The sequence below is a fragment of the Candidatus Sordicultor fermentans genome (assembly GCF_012728195.1).
Classification (GTDB): domain Bacteria; phylum Atribacterota; class Atribacteria; order Atribacterales; family Caldatribacteriaceae; genus Sordicultor; species Sordicultor fermentans.
The window spans coordinates 1-19,395 of the sequence record NZ_JAAYFP010000031.1 but is presented as its reverse complement, the minus strand read 5'-3'; the positions used below and the strand labels follow the sequence as shown (position 1 = coordinate 19,395).

The 19,395-nt window shown below is 42.3% G+C and carries 18 protein-coding genes; 16 read left to right on the top strand and 2 right to left on the bottom strand.

The features are described 5' to 3' along the window. Nucleotides 1-705 precede the first annotated feature (705 nt). The 15 genes from greA to rlmD all read left to right on the top strand — a co-directional run bounded on the left by greA (nucleotide 706) and on the right by rlmD (nucleotide 17,129). Nucleotides 706-1,203 carry a transcription elongation factor GreA gene (gene greA / locus GXZ17_RS01565; RefSeq protein WP_409375536.1) on the top strand — a complete coding sequence of 166 codons (498 nt, stop codon included), beginning with the start codon at nucleotides 706-708 and terminating at the stop codon, nucleotides 1,201-1,203. A 6-nt stretch (nucleotides 1,204-1,209) separates the two neighbouring features. Then, the gene (gene lysS / locus GXZ17_RS01560) at nucleotides 1,210-2,694 is read left to right on the top strand and encodes a lysine--tRNA ligase (protein ID WP_409375535.1); all 1,485 of its coding nucleotides are present in this window, start codon (nucleotides 1,210-1,212) and stop codon (nucleotides 2,692-2,694) included. A 65-nt stretch (nucleotides 2,695-2,759) separates the two neighbouring features. Next, nucleotides 2,760-3,242: a CtsR family transcriptional regulator gene (locus GXZ17_RS01555; protein ID WP_409375534.1), complete on the top strand. Its 483-nt coding sequence runs from the start codon at nucleotides 2,760-2,762 to the stop codon at nucleotides 3,240-3,242. Beyond that, complete coding sequence (locus GXZ17_RS01550) at nucleotides 3,243-3,728, top strand: hypothetical protein (RefSeq protein WP_409375533.1); 486 nt, start codon at nucleotides 3,243-3,245, stop codon at nucleotides 3,726-3,728. A gap of 20 nt (nucleotides 3,729-3,748) precedes the next feature. Continuing rightward, entirely contained in the window at nucleotides 3,749-4,756 is a 1,008-nt protein-coding gene (locus GXZ17_RS01545; protein ID WP_409375532.1) for a hypothetical protein, read from the top strand. Continuing rightward, nucleotides 4,749-7,214, top strand: a complete 2,466-nt coding sequence (locus GXZ17_RS01540) for an ATP-dependent Clp protease ATP-binding subunit (protein WP_409375531.1) — start codon at nucleotides 4,749-4,751, stop codon at nucleotides 7,212-7,214. Before GXZ17_RS01545 ends, GXZ17_RS01540 begins: the two co-directional genes overlap by 8 nt. Before the next feature lie 9 nt (nucleotides 7,215-7,223). Beyond that, entirely contained in the window at nucleotides 7,224-8,585 is a 1,362-nt protein-coding gene (gene radA, locus GXZ17_RS01535; protein WP_409375530.1) for a DNA repair protein RadA, read from the top strand. Between the two features lie 722 nt (nucleotides 8,586-9,307). Continuing rightward, nucleotides 9,308-10,273, top strand: coding sequence for a PIN/TRAM domain-containing protein (locus GXZ17_RS01530; protein WP_409375529.1), 966 nt, complete (start codon nucleotides 9,308-9,310; stop codon nucleotides 10,271-10,273). Between the two features lie 26 nt (nucleotides 10,274-10,299). Then, nucleotides 10,300-10,992, top strand: a complete 693-nt coding sequence (gene ispD / locus GXZ17_RS01525; protein WP_409375528.1) for a 2-C-methyl-D-erythritol 4-phosphate cytidylyltransferase — start codon at nucleotides 10,300-10,302, stop codon at nucleotides 10,990-10,992. Next, nucleotides 10,989-11,486 (top strand): 2-C-methyl-D-erythritol 2,4-cyclodiphosphate synthase, encoded by a 498-nt coding sequence (gene ispF / locus GXZ17_RS01520; RefSeq protein WP_409375527.1) that lies wholly within the window; start codon nucleotides 10,989-10,991, stop codon nucleotides 11,484-11,486. Before ispD ends, ispF begins: the two co-directional genes overlap by 4 nt. Next, on the top strand, nucleotides 11,438-12,187 hold the full coding sequence (locus tag GXZ17_RS01515; RefSeq protein WP_409375526.1) for a septal ring lytic transglycosylase RlpA family protein: 750 nt from the start codon (nucleotides 11,438-11,440) through the stop codon (nucleotides 12,185-12,187). The genes ispF and GXZ17_RS01515 overlap by 49 nt, the downstream gene beginning before the upstream one ends. Next, a complete protein-coding gene (gene gltX / locus GXZ17_RS01510; protein WP_409375525.1) occupies nucleotides 12,175-13,620 on the top strand; it encodes a glutamate--tRNA ligase in 1,446 nt (481 codons plus the stop codon). The genes GXZ17_RS01515 and gltX overlap by 13 nt, the downstream gene beginning before the upstream one ends. Then, a complete protein-coding gene (gene cysS, locus GXZ17_RS01505) occupies nucleotides 13,601-15,025 on the top strand; it encodes a cysteine--tRNA ligase (protein WP_409375524.1) in 1,425 nt (474 codons plus the stop codon). The genes gltX and cysS overlap by 20 nt, the downstream gene beginning before the upstream one ends. Then, nucleotides 15,022-15,768: a 23S rRNA (guanosine(2251)-2'-O)-methyltransferase RlmB gene (gene rlmB / locus GXZ17_RS01500; RefSeq protein WP_409375523.1), complete on the top strand. Its 747-nt coding sequence runs from the start codon at nucleotides 15,022-15,024 to the stop codon at nucleotides 15,766-15,768. Before cysS ends, rlmB begins: the two co-directional genes overlap by 4 nt. Continuing rightward, complete coding sequence (gene rlmD / locus GXZ17_RS01495; protein WP_409375522.1) at nucleotides 15,768-17,129, top strand: 23S rRNA (uracil(1939)-C(5))-methyltransferase RlmD; 1,362 nt, start codon at nucleotides 15,768-15,770, stop codon at nucleotides 17,127-17,129. The genes rlmB and rlmD overlap by 1 nt, the downstream gene beginning before the upstream one ends. 123 nt (nucleotides 17,130-17,252) lie before the next feature. Here the strand turns inward: rlmD and GXZ17_RS01490 are convergent, their stop codons facing one another. Continuing rightward, nucleotides 17,253-17,741, bottom strand: coding sequence for a flavodoxin (locus GXZ17_RS01490; RefSeq protein WP_409375521.1), 489 nt, complete (start codon nucleotides 17,739-17,741; stop codon nucleotides 17,253-17,255). Between the two features lie 20 nt (nucleotides 17,742-17,761). Further along, entirely contained in the window at nucleotides 17,762-18,748 is a 987-nt protein-coding gene (locus GXZ17_RS01485; RefSeq protein WP_409375520.1) for an aldo/keto reductase, read from the bottom strand. A 297-nt stretch (nucleotides 18,749-19,045) separates the two neighbouring features. Between GXZ17_RS01485 and GXZ17_RS01480 the strand changes: the two genes are divergently transcribed. Next, nucleotides 19,046-19,395, top strand: a 350-nt coding sequence (locus tag GXZ17_RS01480) for an aldo/keto reductase (RefSeq protein WP_409375519.1), incomplete at its 3' end; no start/stop codon positions are given.

The following is a 19,395-nucleotide window of genomic DNA, read 5'->3' as shown; positions in this document are numbered from 1 at the left end:
TTATAGTTCTGGACCCCTGATAGAAGCATTCAGGGGCAGGCTAAAAGCGGCTTAAAAGTCGCCGGGGTGACAAACTTGAGGAAACCACCCTCACTCTAACCCTCTCCCGAGAAAGGTGAGGGAAGAAAAAAAAGAGTCGAGGAAGAGGAGAAAATACATAGAGGATTTCCCCTTCCATTATATAGATTCCTGATAGAACCATTCAGGAATGAGAGATGAGGGGATGATAGAGACATTCAGAGAATCCACCCCCGCCGTCATTCCCGAAATCTTCAATCGGGAATCCACGTTTTTGCTTTTTTCTTTGGTTTAAAAGACTGTGGACCCCTCGTAGAACCATTCAGGGGTGACGGATAAGGGGCAAAAGAGGCATTCAGGAATGAGGGATAAAGGGGATCATAGGGGATCAGTTTCCTCCTACATTGAGAAAGAAAAAGCGTCTTTCTCAGTGGGTTTTTATGTTTTTAAGTTTTTACATTTTTATTTTAATTCCTTAAAGGGGTTATAGGGGAACTTCCTTCTATAGCCGGGTTTATAAGGGGGTAGCTGAGACCTATAAAGCTTCTATCATAGAAAGGAATTATGCTCTGGAAAAGGTAGTATTGTTTCAAACAGCCTCCCAGAGTCTTGACAATTTGTGGTAATTCCTATATTTTATGCTATAATTCTCATCTGACAAAGTTCTTGGTTGGAGGCGCAGTAGTGATGGAAAAGAAAAAAGATGACGGAAAGATTGTCCTTACTAGAGAAGGATATAAAAAGTTAGAGGAAGAATTAAAGTATTTAAAAACAGTGAAGAGGAGAGAAATAGCAGACAAGATTAGTCATGCTCTTTCTTTTGGAGATCTCAGTGAAAACGCTGAATATGAAGAGGCAAAGAATGAGCAGGCTTTTATTGAGGGGAAGATTTTATCTATTGAAGAGAAGTTACGAAAAGCAGAGATAGTAGATACTGAGGGAGGTAACACCGACAGGGTTACTCTGGGTTCGCGGGTAATTTTGGAGAATTTAGACCAGAATAAAAAGATAGAATATCTTATTGTTGACTCGGTAGAAGCCGATCCTTCAGCTCGGAAAATTTCCTTTGAATCCCCCTTAGCGCAGGCTCTCCTCAATAAAAAAGAAGGCGAAGAAGTGGAAATAAAAGTTCCTGCCGGGGTGGTACGTTATCGTATAATAGAGGTAAAAGGGAAGGATGAGTAAAAACTAATGGACGAGGAAGTAACAAGATATGAAGAAAATACTGAGTATGAATATAAAAGAGAGAAAATCCAGGCTCTAAAAGATTTAGGTATAGACCCCTACAATGGTAGTTTTTGTAAAACTCATGATATTGAAGAAATAAAAAACCATGCCGATAATCTGGTGGATAAAGATATAAAGGTAAAGATAGCAGGAAGAATAATGGCTTTGAGGAGGCATGGCAAAGCCGTATTTGCTGATTTGCAAGATCGGACGGCAAGAATACAGATTTATTTCCGAAAAGATATTATAGGAGAGGATGGCTTTACTCTTCTTCGAGAAATAGAAGTAGGCGATATAATAGGAGTGGAGGGGAAAGTTTTTCGCCCTCATGCCGGGGAATTGACAGTTCTGGTAGAGAATTTCACTCTTCTTAGTAAATGCCTGCGTCCTCTTCCTGAAAAGTGGCATGGACTCAAAGAAGTGGAAGTTCGCTATCGCAAGCGTTATTTAGACCTGATTATGAATCCCAATGTGAGGAGAATTTTTTACCTTCGCTTTCAACTGCTAAAAGAATTGCGAGCCTTTTTAGATCAAAGGGGTTTCTGGGAGGTGGAGACTCCCATGATGCAGGTGATCCCGGGAGGAGCTCTGGCCCGTCCATTCAAAACATTCCATAATGCTTTAGGAATGGAGCTTTATCTCCGCATTGCCCCGGAGCTTTTTCTCAAACGCTTAATTGTAGGAGGATTAGAGAAAGTTTATGAAATAAATCGCAGCTTCCGAAATGAAGGTCTATCCACCCGACATAACCCGGAGTTTACTATGCTGGAGCTTTACCAGGCTTATGCTGACTATCAAGTGATGATGGAATTAACAGAAGAAATGTTATCGCACGTGGTAAAAAAAATCACTGGTAGCTATGAAATAGAGTATCAGTCTATGGTTTTAGATTTCACTCCTCCCTGGCACAGAATAAGTTTGCCGCAAGTCATCCAGGAATTGGTGGGGGTAGACATTGTAGAAGACTCTCTGGAAACCATTAAAGCTAAAGCTAAAGAGCGGGGAGTGGCTTATGAAGATAACTGGGATCGAGGGAAATTTGTTAACGAATTTTTAGAGAAATTTGTCCAGCCACGTTTAGTAAACCCCACCTTTGTTTTTGATTACCCGGTGGAGATTTCTCCTCTAGCTAAAGCTAAAAAAGACAATCCTCAATTGGCGGAACGTTTTGAGCTTTTCATTGGTAAAGAAGAAATAGGAAATGCCTATAGTGAGCTTAACGACCCTTTTGAGCAGAAAAAGAGATTTGCAGACCAGCTCCGGAAAAGAGATGAGGGGGATTTGGAGGCTCATTTAATTGATGAAGATTACATTGAAGCTCTGGAATATGGTATGCCACCTACGGGAGGTTTGGGTATCGGAATTGACCGATTAATGATGTTGATTACCAATTCTTCTTCTATTCGAGAGGTTATTCTTTTTCCCCTCCTGCGCCCCTCATCGGATTGACAAATAGGGGGTTTTCTTTATATAATGTAGGGGAAAGTCAATAATAGTCAAGGGAGGGAAGGAGAATGTACTCTCTAAGCGATGACATCGAACAACATATAATCAAACTAATAGACGGTTCCCCTGACCAAATGATTACCATCCAGAGGGGAAGGTTAGCTAATGAGTTTGATTGCGCTCCTTCTCAGATTAACTATGTTTTAGCCACTCGTTTTAATGTATTCCGGGGATTTATAGTAGAGAGCCGACGGGGAGGCAGCGGTTATGTGAGGATCAGGAGAGTGCCTATTGACCGCTTAGAACCTGTAGTTGTTTACTTAGATGATAACGAGGAGTCTTTGAGAGAAAGCGATGTAGAAGATTTAGTAAGCTGGCTGGAAAGGGAAGAGTTTATCACTCCTCGCGAGGGTGCTCTCGTCCGAGCAGCTACCATAGATGCTTTAAATAAGGTAGCTGGCTTAGATTTTTCCTCGGTAGCAGATAGAAATCGATTACGGTCTCGAATTTTTAGAGAAATCCTTCTTCAAGTTTTGAGATGGGTGGAATAAATGAAGTGTGATATCTGTGGCTGGAGGGAGGCTAAAGTAGTAGTCTACCTTATAGGAGGAGGAGAACTTAAGAATAAGCTTTTTCTTTGCCCTGCTTGTTCTCAGGAGGTCTCTATTTCTCGGGTAGTTGCCCCTGGTTCATATAAGAGCCCACCGTCAACCAGATTTTTTCCTCTAAAGAAAGAGGGAAGGAAGCGGTGCTCTTTTTGCCAGTGGGAGTGGGAAGATTTCTTAAAAGGAGGAGCAGTAGGCTGTTCTCATTGTTACAGTTCCTACTCTAAAGAGATGCAAAGCTGGCTATCTAAGAATCAGCTGGGGATGCATCATAGAGGCAAAATACCCATCAACTGGCAAAGACAGAAAAAAATACAAAATGCTATTTTTCGCCTGGGGCGAGATTTGGAAAATGCGATAGAGCAAGAAAATTATGAGAAAGCAGGACATTTAAAAAAGGTGATGGAGAAGCTTCGTTCTCAGCTAAAATGAGTTTTACTCTCGGTAAGCGGTTGTTTTCGAGCCGAAAAAGCAGACTCCTTGATGGTTTTAATAGAGTAGCTCTGGTTTTATCTCGAAATCTCGCCCGTATCCCCTTTCCCTCTTCTATTTACTTTTCTCCTCTGTGGGAAGAAGAAGTGAAAGAAAGAGTGGAGAAGGCCTATTCTTCTTTAGCTCGAAAGGGGTTTTCCTGGGTGGAAATAGGTTCTCATTCCCAGGAAGTCGAGCCATTGAGCTGGGTTTTTCCTCAACTGCTATCCGATTCTCCGGAAAAAATTTTGATTCATAAAGGTAATTTGGGAGCTATTATCAACCATCAGGACCATCTGTCTTTATTCGCAGAAGGTGAATACAGGAATTTAGAATCTTACTGGAAGAGATTAAATAAATGGGATGATTTTTGGGAGAGTAAGCTGGAGTACGCCTACAGTGAACAGTGGGGATACCTTACCTCTTCTCCTTCGCGTTTGGGGACAGGTCTTAAAATTTATATGAGGCTACATTTGCCTGCTCTTTCCTTCTTATACGGGGAAAAGAGAGTTTTCCAATGGTTTAAAGATAATGACAGATTTCTGGTAGAGGTCTATGGTGAAGACGACCAGGCGCTAGCTCATCTATTTGTATTTTCTAACCTTTTTACTTTGGGAGTGAAGGAAACAGAAATCTTGAAGATGATGCAAGATTTTGGGAAAGGTATCTGGGAATGGGAAAAACAAGTTAGGACGTCTTTAGTAAAATCTTCCTCTCGTCAGAATGTTTTTTGGCAGATGATGGAACGTCTATATGAGGAGTTAATGGAGGGGAATGAAGAACAAAATGAGAAAAAGATTTTAGATTTCCTTTCTTTTTGGTTTTTGGCCAGGGACGAGGGAATATTGCCTGAGGGTTGGGGTTTTGAGTTTATGAAGAGTGCTGATTTATGGGATAAAATAATAAACGGGGGGTTACTAAGAGGGCAGAGTCTGAAAGTACTAGGCTTTTTAGGAATAGAATTAGGGAGGATATGGAACGATGTTTGAGAGATATACAGAGAGAGCGAGAAAAGTGATTATCTTAGCTCAAGACGAGGCTGTACGTCTCAAGCACAATCATATTGGGACAGAACACCTTCTTCTGGGTTTGTTACGAGAGCGAGAAGGCATCGCAGCTAAGATATTAGATAGCTTTGATATAACTATGGATTTAGTTCGAACAGAATTGGAGAACTTTGTGGATCAGAGAGAGTACCAGGGTTCCCGGGAAGTAGCTTTTACTTCTCGAGCCAAGAGAGTTCTGGAATTGGCTCTGGATGAGACTCGTCGTTTAGGCCATAATTATGTAGGTACAGAACATATTCTTCTGGGCATTCTCCGCGAGGGAGAAGGGATAGGAGCACAGATTTTGCAGCGCCTGGGATTAGACTTAGAAATGGTTCGGGCTAAGCTTTATGAAATTTTAAGTGAGAATCCTGATGAAGTGGGAGGTTTGTCCGAAACCAGTAAGCCTTCTCAAGAAAGTCGCACTCCGGTGCTTGATGAATTCAGCCGGGATTTAACCCGCTTGGCTATTGAAAATAAGTTAGATCCGGTAATTGGCCGGGAAAAGGAAATCGAGCGGGTGGTGCAGATTTTAAGCCGTCGTACCAAAAACAACCCGGTTCTTCTTGGAGAACCAGGGGTAGGTAAAACTGCAATTGTTGAAGGTCTGGCGCAAAAAATAGTAAAGGGAGATATTCCGGAAATTTTGAAGGGTAAAAGAGTGGTAAGCCTGGATTTGGCTGCCATAGTGGCTGGTACTAAATATCGAGGAGAGTTTGAGAAGCGATTAAAAAAGATTGTTTCAGAAATCGTGCAGAGTAAGGAAGTAATCCTTTTTATTGATGAAATTCATACTCTGGTGGGAGCAGGGGCAGCAGAAGGAGCAATTGACGCTGCCAATATCTTAAAACCAGCCCTGGCTCGAGGTGAATTGCAGACCATAGGTGCTACCACCACCATGGAATATCGTAAGTATATAGAGAAAGATTCCGCTTTAGAGAGAAGGTTTCAACCCGTTTATGTGGATGAACCCACGGCGGAGGTAAGCGTAGAAATATTGCGAGGTCTTAAAGAGCGCTATGAAGAACACCATCGGGTAAAAATATCGGATCAGGCAGTAGAAGCAGCGGTTAAACTTTCCCAGCGTTATATTGCTGACCGTTATCTTCCTGACAAAGCTATTGATGTCATGGACGAAGCTTCCAGCCGGGTTAAACTGCAGGCTACAATTTTGCCAGAAAGTTTAAAAGAGTTGGAAAAGGAAGCAGAGGAGATAAAAAAGCTAAAGGAAAAAGCGGTCAAAAACCAGGATTTTGAAGAGGCAGCGCATTATCGAGATGAAGAAGAGAAGCTGAAAAAGAAATATCGAGATAGAAAAGAAAACTGGTTGAAGGAAGTGGATAGTTCTCGACCTCTGGTGGGAGAAGAGGATATTGCCACAGTAGTTTCTATCTGGACTGGTATTCCAATCTCTCGGTTAGATACCGAAGAAAAGGAAAAATTGGTAAACATGGAAAAGGAAATCCATGAACGTATAGTAGGGCAGGAAGAAGCGGTGGAGGCAGTATGCCGGGCTATTCGGCGTTCCCGGGCCGGGCTCAAAGACCCCAATCGTCCTATTAGTTCTTTTATATTTCTTGGTCCTTCGGGAGTGGGCAAGACCGAGCTGGCTAAGGTTCTCGCAGAGTTTCTCTTTGGCAAGGAAGATAATCTTATTAGCTTGGACATGTCAGAGTATATGGAAAAATTCACTGTTTCTCGTTTAATTGGCTCTCCTCCAGGATATGTAGGTTATGAAGAAGGGGGACAATTAACTGAAAAAGTTAGAAGAAAACCATATTCGGTAGTTCTCTTTGATGAGATAGAGAAAGCCCATCCTGATGTTTTCAACATATTGTTGCAGGTTATGGAAGAGGGCCGTCTGACCGACGCTCAAGGTAGAGTGGTAGACTTTAAAAATACAATTATCATTATGACTTCTAACCTGGGAGCCCGTCTTATTTCTTCCCAGTCCAACATTGGCTTTGGTGAGAGGTCGGAAAAAGAAGTTATGTCTTATCAGGACATTAAGCAAAAAGTTACTGAAGAGGTAAAAAAAGTCTTTACTCCCGAGTTCCTAAACCGGGTGGATGAGATCATCGTATTTCGTCCTCTAAATCAGAAAGAAATCGAAGCTATAGTGGACCTTATGATGAAAGAAACTCAAGAACGTATGAGGGAACACAAAATGGAGATAGACCTGACTCCTGAGGCTCGCTCTCTTATTGCTCAGGAAGGATATGACCCTAACTTTGGTGCTCGACCTTTACGCCGGGCTATTCAAAAATTGATAGAAGATCCTCTTTCTGACCTTATACTCAAAGGTGTCTTTAAGGAAGGAGATCGAATTTTAGTGGGAGTAGAAGAGGGAGAGATACATTTTACCAAACTACTTCCTCTGGAGTTTTCTTTGAAAAACTAAAAGGGTAATATGAATTACTGTTGCAGTAACTGTGGTTATTCCACTCCTCGCTGGTTAGGTAAGTGCCCTCAATGCGGGGAGTGGAATTCTTTTTTGCCTGTTTCCCGAGAAGAAACTAAAAAAGAAAGAAGCTCTTCTTATTCTCCCCCTCTTTCTTTAGCGGAAGTTAAAGAAAAAAAATTCCAGTTGGGTGACCGCTTTTCTACCAGCTTGAAAGAAGTAGACCGGGTTTTAGGAGGAGGTTTAGTAGAAGGGTCTTTAATTCTCCTGAGTGGAGACCCGGGCATCGGTAAATCTACTTTATTATTGAAGATTGCTGAGGGTATTGCCCGGGAGGGGAAAAAAGTCCTTTATGCTAGTAGTGAGGAGTCTCTTTATCAGGTTTATCTACGAGCAGAACGGTTAGGTCTGGATTGCAATCCCCCCCTTTTTCTTCTTTCTACTAATTCTTTTGAGGAGATAAGAGAAGGGATTTCTTCTCTTCAACCTCAAGCGGTAATTGTTGATTCTATCCAGAACTTGGGACGAGAGAATTTAGAATTTTTGCCTGGTAGCGTGGCCACCCTCCGGGATTTAAGCTCTCGCTTTATGGAAATAGCCAAAAAAGAAAATATTGTTCTTTTTTTGGTAGGACATGTGACTAAAGAAGGCGCCATTGCCGGGCCTAAAGCTCTGGAACATTTAGTGGATGTAGTGCTTTATCTGGAAGGAGATGCCAATCATCCTCTGCGTCTTTTGCGGAGCATGAAAAACCGTTTTGGTTCTACTCAAGAAGTGGGAATTCTGGAGATGCAAGAGAGAGGGCTGGTAGAGGTAAAGGACCCCTCTCATTATTTTATGGAGGAGAGTAAATTAGCCGGGATAGGCACAGCCCGCACCGTCTGGGCAGAAGGAAAAAGAGCGATGGTGGTGGAAATCCAGTCCCTGGTTCACCCCAGCTATTTTGATTTTCCCCGTCGGGTAAGTTTAGGTATGGATTTAAATCGCCTTCATCTGCTTTTGGCGATTATTGAAAAGAACACTCGTCTGCGCTTCTCAAGACAGGATGTTTATCTCAGTATGGTGGGGGGAATCAAAACCTCAGAAACTGCTTTAGACCTTCCGGTATGCTTCAGTCTGGTTTCTTCTCGTCTGAACCGAGAAATAGACAAAGAAACGGTTTATTTAGGAGAAGTGGGGTTGAGCGGAGAGATTCGTCCTGTTCCTCTTTTGGAGCAGCGAATCAATGAGTCTGCCCGGATGGGAATTAAAAGAGTGGTAGTCTCTTCTTATCATTCCCGTGATTTTCTTTCAGAGCGCTGGGGAGAAATCGCGCTGGTAGGGTATTCTAACGTTAGAGAAGCGCTGGAAAAAGAAGGTCTCATAGGCTAACTCAGACACACGCATTGCGTTGGGGAATCTCTGTTTTTCTCCCGAAGACAACAGAGGGAAACCGATTAATCAACCGTAAGATTCACTGTAATTATTTCTTCTCTTTTTGCAGTGTGGCGTTAGAGACCTCTGGTCAAAATTGAGTATTCTACCACTACGTTAATTTTATTCGCCTCTTATGACCACATATCATTGCCAGACAGCAGGGACTCTGACAGTGTAAACTAAAAAACGAAGACCAGATATGTGTGGCAGTTTTGCTTTTTCCCTGTCTAATTCACATCTACTCAGGGATTCCTTCTCTTATCTGTGCCTTGTGGTAACCTATTTATAACGGTCGTTGTGAGCCTTACCTTGGCGGCCGGACAATGTTGAGAAAAAAGCATAAGAGATTAAAAAAATTTGGAATGTCAACGCTGGAGGGAGCTTCACCTGGCTTCCTCCAGCGTAAGTTTTATTATGCGTTGTAGGTTATTCTTTCTTAAAGGTGGGATTTATCTCTCCCTTAACGAGGAAATGCTTTTTCTCCTCGCGATATTTTGTCTTTTATCTTTTCAGAGGTTATAATAAAGTTTTAGTTCTTTTCTTGTTGTTTTAGAGATAAATTACCATATTTTTCGATAAAAAGGCTGGATATCTGCCTCGGCCGGAATTTTTTTTATATAAAATGATATAATCTTTTAGTTGTAAGGCAATTATCTAGTAGGCAAGGAGGAAATTTTATGTCTAAAAGTGGATGGCTAATATTAGCTTTAATAGTTTTTGTTTTAATTTTATTTTATTTTCTTAGCAGAAAAAAGGAAAACTCTTTTCTCGGTCTATTTGAAAGTCTGGCTCAATTTTTTAATCATCTTTCGGCTATTGATGTTTTGGTGGCTTTAGGGGGATTGGTAGTCGGTTTAGTAATTGGAGTGCTTCTCACCTATCCCATTTCTTTTTTACCTTTCAAGAATCCTTCTCTTCCCCTCGCTGTCACTTTAATTTGCGGGGTTCTGGGTTTTGCGGTGTTTATGTGGAGAAAAGAAGATATTGTTACTATTTTTACTGGCATTCCTCGACTGAAGCCGCCCCGGGGAGGGGGTAATTCAGCTAAGATTTTAGATACCAGTGCTATTGTAGACGGGAGAATTGCCGATATATGCAAAACTGGCTTTGTGGAGGGAGACCTTTTAATTCCTCGCTTTGTTTTACGAGAACTTCAACAAGTGGCTGATTCTCAAGACCCCTTAAAAAGGCAACGGGGAAGGAGGGGTCTGGATATTCTCAACCGGATGAGGAAAGAGAAAAAAGTAAATGTTAAAATTATAGACCGAGATTTTCCTGAAATCAGGGATGTGGATGCCAAACTGATAAAACTGGCTAAAGTATTGGAGGCAAAAGTAATTACCAATGATTTTAACTTGAATAAAATTGCTGAGCTGGAAGGGGTAGAAGTACTGAATATTAACGATCTTTCTAATGCTCTAAAGCCCTATGTTCTTCCTGGAGAAGAATTGCGAGTGCAGGTCATTCGAGAGGGTAAGGAAGAAAATCAAGGGGTGGGTTATCTCGATGATGGAACTATGGTGGTAGTAGAGGAAGGAAAGAAATATATTAACACTACCATAGATACAGTAGTTACCAGTGTTCTGCAGACTCCAGCAGGTAGAATGATATTTGCGAAATTAAAAGGTAGCGGTCGTTCTTGAAGTAAGCTGGAAAGGAGAATAAGATTTTGTTCTTCGCTATAATAGTGGCAGCTGGCAAAGGAGAGAGAGTAAACTCGGTGATTCCCAAGCAATACTTACCTCTTCTGGGAAAACCAGTTTTAGCTCATACTTTGGATGTTTTTGAAAGGTCTCCCTGGATAGGAGAAATAATAGTGGTAATTAATTCTCTCCATGAGGAGATGTTTAAGAAAGAGGTGTGGGAGAAGTATGGTTATCGAAAAATTAAAAAGTGTGTTTCAGGTGGGGAGACCCGCCAGGATTCGGTTTATTGTGGAGTCCGGGAGCTGAAAAACCGGGGGGCGGATTTTGTGCTTATTCACGATGGAGTGAGGCCTTTGGTGGATGATAAAATATTAGCGAGATGTGTGGAAGCAGTGGTTAAGTTTGAAGCTGCTTGTTGTGCTCTGCCTTGTGCGGATACCATTAAACTCAGCCTGGATGGAGAAATTATCGATGAGACACTAAATCGACAAAAAATCTGGCGAGCCCAAACTCCTCAAGCTTTTCGGATTTCCCTGATCTGGGAAGCCCTGGAGAAAGCTAAAGAAGAAGGATTTCAAGGGACTGATGATTCAGCATTGGTCGAGAGAATGGGTAAGCCGGTGCGTCTGGTGTTAGGCTCAGAAGATAATCTGAAAATTACTACTCCTCAAGACCTTATTTTGGCTGAAGAATTATTGAGGTGGCGGAAGAAATGAGCTCCTGGAGAGTAGGTCTGGGGTATGATGTTCATCCCTTAAAAGAAGGAAGAAAATTGTTTTTGGCTGGGGTGCATATACCCTACGAGCTGGGATTACATGGCCATTCCGATGGGGATGTGCTTTGCCATGCTCTGATGGATAGTCTTCTGGGAGCTGCTGGCCTTCAAGATATCGGGTATTGGTTTCCTCCAACTTCACCCTCTACGCAAGGGGTAAGGAGTACTTTGCTTTTAGAGGAAGTATGTAAGAAAATACGAGAAAAAGGGTGGGAAATAGAAAATGTGGACACCACCCTTATTGCTGAGCAACCTCTCATTGCTCCTTTTGTGGGGGAGATGAAAAAAACTCTCTCTTTGACCATGGGGGTGAGCGAGGAAGCTATAGGTATAAAAGCCACTACTAATGAAGGTTTGGGTAGTCTGGGAAAGGGGGAAGGAATCGGTTGTTTTGCTGTAAGCCTTTTGCGGAAGAAAGAATTAACAAAATTTTAGCTCTGGTGATTTGTGGGTTGGTGATCACTGCTCCAGCGACAGAAAGCGCAGCAGAAGAGTTGATTTCTCTTGAGTCTCAATCTCACTATTGTTCTATAAATATGGAAGGACGAACCATTCTCCGCATCCGCTACGGGGGAGGATATTCTACTTTAGAAGAAAGGGCTAAAGTGATTGCTCAATCCCTTGCCAAATTGTTTAAAAATTCTCAGAAGATAGTGAATTTTCATGTGGTATGGGAAAAAGATAAAGCTACAGCTTATGCTGGTCAGCATAAGCTTTTTACAGTTCTCAGAGAAGATGCTTTGGTTAATAAATCTGACCCTCTGAGCTTGGCTCTCTCCTGGTTGAACAATGTCCAGATAGAATTTTATCGAGTAAAAAAAGAAAAAGAGGTTAAAGAAATAGCAGAAGGAATAGCTTCCTGGTGTAGTAATGGGTTTAGTGGGAGGGCCACCGCCAGCGGGGAGATTTACACTCCTTATGCTTTTACTGCTGCTCATCGCACTTTCCCCATAGGAAGTGTTCTTTTGGTGACTAATCTGGAAGATGGGCGAGAAGTAGTGGTGAGAGTGAATGACCGTGGTCCCTGGAGAGAAGACCGAGTTGTGGATTTATCTCTCGCTGCTGCTAAAGTTCTGGACATTCATGAAGATGGTCTGAGCAAGGTTAAAGTTGAGGTGTTGGAATGGGGAGGGTGAGAACTCGTTTTGCTCCCAGTCCCACTGGATTTTTGCACCTAGGAGGAGCAAGAACAGCCGCTTTTAACTGGGCTTTAGCTCGTAAAGAAGAAGGGGATTTTATTTTACGTATTGAAGATACCGACCGGGAAAGGTCAAAAAAACAATTTGAAGAAGCAATCCTGGAAGACCTCCGGTGGTTGGGTATAGAATGGGATGAAGGCCCGGACCGGGGAGGACCTTATGCTCCTTACAGGCAGTCAGAGAGAGGAGAAATTTATCAATCTTTCATTGCCCGGTTGAAGGCTGAGAATCTTATTTATCCCTGTTATTGTACTGTGGAAGAGCTGGAAGAAGAAAGGAAAAAAGCGCTGAAGATGGGCAAAGCTCCCCGCTATTCTGGTCGCTGTTTTTTTCTTTCTCCCGAGGAAAGAAAGGAAAAAGAAGAGAGGGGAATAAAACCATCCTGGCGCTTCCGGGTTCCGAGAGGTAAGGAAATAGTACTGGAGGATTTAGTAAGAGGGAAAGTGGTTTTTCATACTAATTCCTTGGGAGACTTCATCGTTTTAAAGTCAGATGGTGCTCCCACTTATAATTTCGCTTGTGTTATAGATGATGCTTTGATGGATATTTCACATGTATTACGAGGAGAAGAACATTTATCTAACACTCCCTATCAAATTTTACTTTATCAGGCTTTAGAGCTTACTCCTCCTCTTTTTGCCCATGTGCCCATTATTCTGGACGAGGAAAGAACTAAGTTGAGCAAAAGAAGAGGAGAAGTGAGCGTGCGATTTTTTAGAGAAGAAGGGTTTTTACCTGAAGCTATTTTGAATCATCTTCTTACTTTAGGACATTCTTTCCCTGATGGGAGGGAAATAGTAGAGGGAGAAGAGCTCTACACTCTCTTTTCTTTAGAGCGAATAGGTAAGGGAGGGGCTATTTTTGACCTCTCCCACTTGAACTGGTGGAATAAAACCTATATTCGCCGAATGGATATTAGAGAACTGGAAGAAAAACTCACCCCCTGGGGAGGAGAAGAGATAAGGGAGTTTAAAAAAGAGCTGGGAGAAGAGAGATTTTATCTGTTGCTGGATTTAGTGAGAGAAGAATCGGTTACTCTGAAGGAAATAGCGGAGCGTTTGAGAGACTATATCTCAGTAAAAGAGGAAAAAGTAGAAGATGAAGAAAAACTTCAAGTATTAAAATTCCTGCTCTCCTCCCTGAATGATTTTCCTGTTCCTTGGGAGGAAGAAGAAGTGAAGAAGAATCTGCGTCGCTGGCAAAAAGAGAGCGGTTTTCCTCCCTCTATTTTTTATCCGGTTTTGCGCTGGGCGTTAATCGGGGCTGAAGAAGGACCAGAGTTAGACCGCTTGCTTGTGGCTTTAGGAAGAGAAAAGGTTTTAGAAAAAATTAAAGCAAAAGTGGGAGATAATGGAAACTCAACTGTTTAATACTCTTACCCAGAAAAAAGAAACTTTTTTCCCTCAGGAAGGGGATAAAGTTCGCTTCTATGTTTGTGGTCCTACTGTTTATGATTTAATCCACATTGGGAATGCGCGCGTTTTTGTGGTTTTTGACTCTCTGCGTCGTTTTTTAGAACACCGGGGCTGGGAAGTTATAATGGTGCAGAATTTTACCGATATTGACGATAAAATCATAAAAAGAGCAGAGGAATTAGGTGAAAGCCCCCAGGAGTTAGCCGAACGTTACATTGCTGAATACTGGCACGATGCGGAAAACCTGAAGATACGAAAAGCCACCTTTCATCCTCGAGCTACAGAACATATTGAAGACATAATTGCTCTCATTAAGATTTTAGAAGAGAAAGGTTATACTTATGAGAAAGAAGGCGACGTTCTCTTTGATGTTTCTCGTTTTCCTTCCTATGGGAAACTTTCTCGCAAGAACCTTGATGAGTTAGTGGAAGGGGCTCGAGTGGAGGCTAGATACGAGAAAAAAAATCCTGCTGATTTTGTACTGTGGAAAAAAGCCAAGCCTGGTGAGCCTTCTTGGGAAAGTCCTTGGGGGGAGGGAAGACCGGGATGGCATATTGAGTGTTCAGCTATGTCTATGAAGTATTTAGGACCCACTCTGGACATTCATGCCGGGGGAATAGATTTAATATTTCCTCATCATGAAAATGAAATTGCTCAAAGTGAGGCAGCTACTGGTAAACCATTTGCTCGATTTTTCCTTCACAATGGTTATGTTAACATCGACCAGGAAAAGATGTCTAAATCTCTGGGCAACATTGTAACAGTGCGGGAGCTTACTCAAAAATATGAACCCTCGGTTTTGAGGTTAGCAATTTTTTCCGCTCATTATCGCAGTCCTATCAATCTGGATGAGAACCTTTTACAATCCTCTCGTCAATTTGAAGAGCGGATTAAAAACTTTCTCCGCAATATAGGTTTCATAGAGGAAAAAATAAAGGATAATTCTGCTCTTTTGAAGGAAGATAAAGAAGAATATCATAAAATAGATGAATTCTCCCGGAGCTTTCAAGAGGCTTTGGCTGACGATTTTAACACTCCTCAAGCTCTGGGAGTATTGGGAGAATTCCTCCGCTTTTTCAACCAGTATCTTTCTCCTCGTCGGGGAAAGTGGGATGTGCAAGTATTGGAAAAAATTAGAGATTTTCTGAAAATGGTAGAAGAAATATTAGGAATTCTTCCGGGAAAAGAAATGGAAATAAGTGATGAGGCAATTAAAAAGCTGGTAGAAGAGAGAGAAAGAGCAAGAAGAGATAAAGACTGGGAGAGAGGAGATCGGTTACGAGAAGAAATAAAAAGTAGAGGATATGTTGTAGAAGATACTCCCCTGGGTCCTCGTTTTTTTAAGATGGAGGAACAATGAAAGAGGAACTTATTTATGGGCGCCAGCCGGTAAGAGAAGCTCTAAAGTCAGAGAAAAGGAAAGTGAAGAGATTGTTTGTGATGGAAGGAGCACAGGGGAAAATAATAGAAGATATTAAACAGCTGTCCCAGAAAAGGGAAATTCCCTGGGAAATAAAAGATAAAACTTTTTTAGAAGAATTAGTGGGGAAAAACGTTAACCACCAGGGAGTGGTACTACTGGCTCAACCTCGGGCATCACTCACCTGGCAGGAAATTTTAAAGAAAAATAAAACCTCTCCGGAAGCGACAGTGGTTTTTGTAGATCGAGTGGAAGACCCTGCTAATCTGGGAACAATTGCGAGAACAGCTGCTTTTTTTGGAGTGGGAGGAATTTTAATCAGCAAAGCCCGCTCCGCTCCCTTAGACTCACCAGTTGTGAGAGCATCAGCAGGAGGAATAGAGAGCATAGATATAGCTCAAATTAATAATTTTACCCAGGTGATAAAAGAGTTTCAAAAAGCAGGTTTCTGGATAGTGGCTCTGGAAGCAGATGGAGATAAAGACATCTGGGATGCAGACCTCCGGGGTATGCCTCTGGGTCTCGTGGTGGGGGGAGAGCATGAAGGAATTAGAAGAGTGGTGCGTTCTTCATGCGATATGGTTTTGAGGATACCATCAAGAGGGGTAATAAATTCTCTCAATGTGGCAGTGGCTTTAGGGATTGGAATTTATGAAGTTATGAGACAGAGGAGCACTAATTAATGGATAAGGGACAGATTATAGAAGGGAAAGTGGTTGATTTTGCTCTTCCTGAAGGACAGGGGGTTTTAAAAGAGGGGGGCCGGGTGGTATTCGTCCCGGGGGTTTTAATTGACGAAGTGTGTCGGGTGAGAATTACTAAATTGAAGAAAAATTATGCTCTGGGAGAGGTGATAGATATTTTAGAACCTTCTCTCTCTCGAGTAGAGCCAATATGCCCCCACTTTTTAGAAGGGTGTGGAGGTTGCCGTTTTCAGTTTATGGATTATGAAGAGCAGGTTAAAGCGAAAGAAAGAAATGCTCGACAAACTCTGGAAAAGGTAGGAGGTATTTCCTGGGAAGAAGTAGATTATGAGGGTTTTATCCCTTCTCCTTCCCCGTGGGAATACAGAAATAAGATGGAATTTAATTTTGGAGAAAAAGAAGGAGAGTTAATTCTGGGTTTAAGGCCCCGAGGGCGATACTGGGATTTGGTAGACCTGAAAGTCTGTTACTTGATGAAAAAAGACTTAACCCAGACCCTTCTAAAGCTGTTTAGAGACTATGGGCGAAACTCCTCTCTTTCAGGATATGACCCCCGAAAAAAAGAAGGAGTGTTGAGAAACTTGCTGGTGCGTTATTCCTCTTCTCAAGAACTACTTCTGGGTCTCTCAACCGTCAGTGTGGATCTCCCTCGCCAGGAAGATTTGATAGAAGAGTTGCGAAAGAATTTTCCTTCTCTTGAAGGTCTTGTGCACATCATAAATAACTCACCAGCCAGTGCTTTGATTTTTGAAGATAAAAAGGTTCTGTGGGGCAAAGACCATTTTTTTGAACGGGTGGGGTCAGTCAATTATAAAGTTTCTATAGAGAGTTTTTTTCAGGTAAATAGCTTCCTTTCTTCAACACTTTATGAAAAGGCAGCTCACTATGCCTCCTTAAGCGGGGGAGAGACGGTTTTAGACCTTTATTGTGGAAGTGGAGGAGTGGGGCTTTTTATAGCTGATTCTGCTCAGCAGGTGGTGGGAGTGGAAGAAAACCCCCAGGCGGTAGAAGATGCCAAGTTTAACGCCTGGTTGAACGGGCGGAATAATTTTACCTGTATCCCTGGCCGGGTAGATAAAGTTCTTCCTCTTTTTTCCAATGTAGGAGTGGACGTGGTCATAGTAGACCCTCCTCGGGCCGGTCTGGATAAGAAAGTGGTAAGGAGAGTTTCCTCTCTTTCTCCTCAGCGCCTGGTTTATATTTCCTGCAATATCAGTACTTTTGCTCGTGATTTATTGCTTTTTAGAGAACAGGGATACCATCTGGAGAAAATTACCTTTTTAGACCTTTTTCCTCAAACTCCTTATTTTGAATCGGTGGCTCTCCTGAAGAAAAGATAAGCTTACTTTTGTCTCTCTCCCTTTTCTATCGTCATGGGGTTATGAGAAAAAGCTTATGCCGTAAGATTAAAAAGCAAAAACAGATTTATAATGTCAACTCATATCCTGTCTCTTTAGCTGCGATTATTTTTCAGTAAAGCCCATACTTTTCAGCCATGCAGACACTTGTGCTTCTGCATCCTTGCCTCCGCTTCCATAGATGGCGAGAGCGGGCATCACTGCTGATTGAGGACAGAGCTTTGCAATATCTCTTTCAATCCGTCCTCTCCCCCCTCCACCATGGGTACAGAATGGTATGATGGTTTTTCCCGATAAATCATTTTCTTCCAGGAAAGTTGCAACTGGAGGGGCAATTGTGCTCCACCAGTTAGGAGAACCTAAAAAAATCGTATCATATGCTTCAATGTGCTCAATTTTAGTTTTTAGTGGGGGTCGGAAACCGGCCTGAATTTCCTTTTTGGCCTGTTCCACAGTTGCGTTGTATGAAGCAGGATAGGGAATCTCGGGCTGAATTTCATGTACAGTTCCACCCACTTTTTGATGAATCAGTTGAGCAAGTTTTCGGGTATTCCCAGAGCGGGAATAATAGGCGATAAGAATATTTCCTCTCATGCAAATCTTCCTTTCTAAATTTATTTTCCAGTCAGTTTTTCTACTTCTTCGGGGTAACGTTCTCCGGCAATATTAATTTTTGAGAGCGCCTCGTTGATTTCGGCTAATTCCTGGGCTGAGAATTCTATATCTTGAGCTACCAGATTTTCTTTCAGGCGTTCCAGTTTTTTGGTACCGGGAATAGGAACAATCCAGGGTTTTTGGGCAAGCACCCATGCCAGTGCAATCTGAGCCGTTGTAGCATTTTTCTTTGCTGCTATATCCTTTATCAGTTCGAGCAAATCCTGGTTTACCTCGAGATTTTCCGGTTTAAAACGAGGAATTGAACTGCGAAAATCGGTACTGTCAAATCTGGTATCTTTATTGAACCGGCCGGTTAAGAAGCCCTTACCCAGTGGACTGAAAGCAACGAAACCAACTCCCAGCTCCTCAAGAGCGGGAAATAATCCTTCTTCTGGCTTTCTGTACCACATAGAATACTCACTTTGAACGGCAGCAAGTGGTAGAACTGCATTAGCGCGACGAACGGTCTGGGCGCCGGCTTCAGAAAGCCCCCAGTACAGAACCTTACCTTCTTTCATCAATTGTCCCACTGTTTCAGCTACTTCTTCAATGGGCACGTTCGGGTCTACACGATGTTGATACAATAAATCGATATGGTCAGTTCTCAGGCGTTTTAAAGACCCTTCTACTGCTTCTCTGATGGTCTCCGGACGGCTATCCAATCCGGCCGATTTCCCGTTTTGAATGTGGTAGCCAAATTTAGTAGCAATTACTACTTTGTCTCGGTAAGGCTCCAGAGCTTCACCAACCAGTTCTTCGTTAGTGTAAGGACCATACACCTCGGCGGTATCGAAAAAAGTCACCCCCAGCTCAACGGCAGAGCGGAGTAGAGAAATCGCTTCCCCTTTTTCAGGAAACGGTGGATAGCTCTGACTCATACCCATACATCCAAAGCCAATCGCTGAGACTTCAAAACCACTGTTTCCCAGTTTACGTTTTTTCATGGTAAACGCCTCCTGAAATTAACTTGTTTTGGCAGTCTGTAGTTATTCTACAGTTTAGAGTTAACTCCATGTCAAGGATAAAATTTTAAAAGCTCTTGACATTGAGTTAGCTCTAAGTGATAGGATATCTAAAAGAGTTGTAAAAATCCTCATTCATCGGAGATTGACATCCCCGGGGTTATGAAAGAGTTTGATGAAATCATTAAAAATATTTCTAAGATATAACCTCTACCAGCTTTTTCGTCCATTGTCAGCTATTGGTGGGCATGGATTGCTGATTAGAAAGGAGTAATAAAAATGGCGCAAATATCACTGGGAAAGACTGGATTATATGTGGAGCAGAATGGTTTTGGGGCGCTTCCTATCCAGAGAGTATCTAAGCAGGATGCAGTATATCTTCTGCGCAAAGCATATGATGGCGGTATGAATTTTTACGATACCGCACGTAGTTATTCAGATAGTGAGGAGAAGCTGGGTGAAGCGTTCTCTGGTATGTGGGATAAAATTGTGATTGCTACCAAAATTCCAGCTGTTGATGTTCCCCGGTTCTGGGATGATTTACACACCAGCCTGCGTATGCTGAAAACAGATCACATAGATATTTTCCAGTTTCACAATCCTCCCATCTCCCCCCGGCCCGGTGATGA